Annotated in this window: 2 protein-coding genes; both read left to right on the plus strand. The window is 60.3% G+C overall.

Annotated elements, in window-relative coordinates:
- Positions 1-1,417: 1,417 nt before the first annotated feature.
- Positions 1,418-1,624 carry a hypothetical protein gene (locus tag OIU93_RS20455; protein WP_264271876.1) on the plus strand — a complete coding sequence of 69 codons (207 nt, stop codon included), beginning with the start codon at positions 1,418-1,420 and terminating at the stop codon, positions 1,622-1,624.
- A 148-nt stretch (positions 1,625-1,772) separates the two neighbouring features.
- On the plus strand, positions 1,773-2,165 hold the full coding sequence (locus tag OIU93_RS20460; protein ID WP_264271877.1) for a hypothetical protein: 393 nt from the start codon (positions 1,773-1,775) through the stop codon (positions 2,163-2,165).
- Positions 2,166-2,833: the final 668 nt, after the last annotated feature.

A 2,833-nucleotide genomic window follows, 5' to 3' on the forward strand; every position in this document is an offset into this window, starting at 1 on the left:
GCCGGCCCTTATCCACAGCATCTGTGGAAAACATCGCGATCCTGGCTCGCCCCCAAGCACCAACGACCGCACACCGCCCTGATGCGGTCGTAGCGTCCACATGCCACCAGACCCAAGGCGTCGTCGGAAGGTCCGCACCATTAGGGCGGCCAGGCACCTGGCCTGAGCCAAGACGTGCGCTTGCCAGGAGAAGTGGTGCGCGAACAACGGAAGGTTTCGGGAGCAAGAACTCCCGTGCCGCACCTTCGAATATCCGATCCAACTTGTCCCCATGTCGGCCAGAAAACATCAGCCTTCCACGGGTGACGGCATATCCCAGTGGGAAGCATGTCTAGGAAGGCCACCGTGATCGCGCTCATCGAAATTCCCCACTTCTGCTCACTGCGATTCCCCACCTCGTGTTGATCCGCTCATGAGGGCGGGCCTTCCTTGAAACTGATGGTCTCTGACCACACACCAGTCCTTGAGAAAGGCCCGCTCTTCTATGTTGACACGGAGGGAACACGTGGACATCCACGCGTTGAAACGAAATGGAATGAGCATCCGGATACCCCCCGTTTGGTGGATGGCTATCTTTGCCGCAGTAGCCTTACACATACCGCGTACTGGTGATTTTCTTGTTCGGCTGTTGGCGGTCATGGGAGCGTTCACTGGCGGCCAGCACGAAGGCACTGGATCCGCCCGGGATGGCCATGAGGACTACCCGCCGGCGGCCCCAAGCAAAAAGAATCAATCCGCGGCTTTCGGAGTTCGCATCCCTCCCTACCCCGCAGGCCTGTGGGCATTTCCCTGCTGGCCGTTGGGCCAGCCACTGATCGACGCTGCTTGGACGCCCCGCAGTGCCCGCGCCGCCCGGCATGGCAACGAAAACCGACGGTGTGGACTGGCATCCGGAGCGACACGCGTCCACCGTCCAAGTCTTCGGCAATGACGATGCGCCCCCGAGTACCAAAGGCCTGCCCCAGATGCATGCCCGCCCGGCGGCCGCGGACGATTCCGCACATGGCCATGAGCCAATGCCCGCCGGTGCGCATTTATTCATGGCCGCTAGCCTTCTGCGAGCTTCCGGTGCCGACCGCGGACGGGAATGACGCGGTAGCGGAGACCGCGGGGCATCAACACCACGCACCATGTCCGAACCATCCCGCACGTTTGAGAGCCCTGAGCATGACATCGATGGCAGAGACCGCTGCGTTGTCAGCGCTCCGTTCTGACGAATCCGAAGCAGGCCACCACAGTCTCGCGGCGCGAGCAGCTTCGCCCCGCAGATGTTGGTCTTTCGACCGGCAGCCGTCGGCGGACCGCAGGCCTACGAAGGGAGGAAGCTCCCTTGTTCGCCAATGGTGCTGTCACCGGATAGACCTGGCTGTAACAGACAGGAAAAATCGGCATCGCCACCGAGGTCGTGGACGCTACCGTGCAGACGTTGAAGGTGGGTGACAGGGACATGGAACACCTATGCGAGCTCGTCGGCAAGAAACAACTCGCCAGGCGCACCGCCCCAGTGGAGAACCGTGCCAATATCGGTCGGGGGCTCGATGGCTTCACCAATCCACGGGTACACGCGGTTGGCAGGTATCGGAATGCCACGTCCACCAACGAGATTGTCGAGTACGCCTTCTGAATCAAGATCGAATCGAAGTGTCTTGAAGAACTCTTCACCAGTCAGGCTTTAGCACTGCGCTATCCGCCCCGCTAGCAGGCTGGCCGCATGATGGGGCCACTGCTCAGGCGCCATGCCGGCCTGCTCCACGGGAACCGTCGAATCCTCAGTGCTGGCAACAAACAGCCTGCTGCGTCTTGGCATGAATGTCGGCATTGGCTTCATCCGCATGCTCATCGTTACAGGGCTTGCCGGCCTCAGACATGTACTGCGGGTCGTCGCCTATACGGTCGCGGTGATCTCCGGGCTGCGACATGCCGAACAGCACCTCGCCGGACGAACCCAGAAGGCGGCATTCACCATCGGAACCCTGATCGCAAGCGCAAGCACAAGCGCTGACCTGCTCGGTGGTTGCATTGCCGAATCACGAAGGCGCCGAAGTGATCCTGCGCGGAGTCCATTTCGGGCTTGCCGTCAACGGCGCGGTCATCCTCATGGATACACCGATCAGCTTCTGTTCCTTCCCAAGAAGGTCCCGGCAGCCGGCGCCCAAGCACCCTGACCAACGCCTACACTGCCGACTTCGGCCTCTCCGAGGCCAGATTCCTATATAACAGATTCTGCTTGAGGACTTCAGTCCGCGTGAAGCTTTCCGATCGGAACAGCGCTGCCGGATGGGTAAGCGACCTTTGAATCGCGAAGACCCCTACGGGTTGGTCAGTATGGGCGCGACTGCGCAGTTGCCCGCATCTTGGAACCACGGACGCCCCAGACTCAATATCAATCCAATCCCGGCTCTGCCCATCCTGCAGGGAGCCACCCCCGCGGCCGGGTGGGCGATCGAGGCCTGGACGGAAATACGAGCGCCGTTTTGGGTTGAAAGACGGCGGCGCACTTTGTTCGAATCGTCTGTTGGAGTTATTAGGTGGATCTGCTGAGAGGCAAAGCCCTCTCGCCTCGTCAATGGTGGACCAAGTATTTAGTCCGTTGACAGCTTTGGTCTGCCTCGTGAGGCGCGGATCACTTTCACCAATCTATTCAAAACGGCCATCTTCTTTCTCGTATCGACCCCTGCTTCCCTTTGTCGGCGGGGAATAATGGAGCCAACTTTGAAGGTGGTCGTCGATTTGCCGGGGTGCGGAATGGTGTGTATAGTTTTCTAAGTCGCCGCGAGGGACACAGCGGGAAAGCCGCTGGAGGAATCGCCGGGCGACCGAATTTTTGCCAAAA

The sequence above is a fragment of the Paeniglutamicibacter sp. ZC-3 genome, assembly GCF_025847175.2.
Lineage (GTDB): Bacteria > Actinomycetota > Actinomycetes > Actinomycetales > Micrococcaceae > Paeniglutamicibacter > Paeniglutamicibacter sulfureus.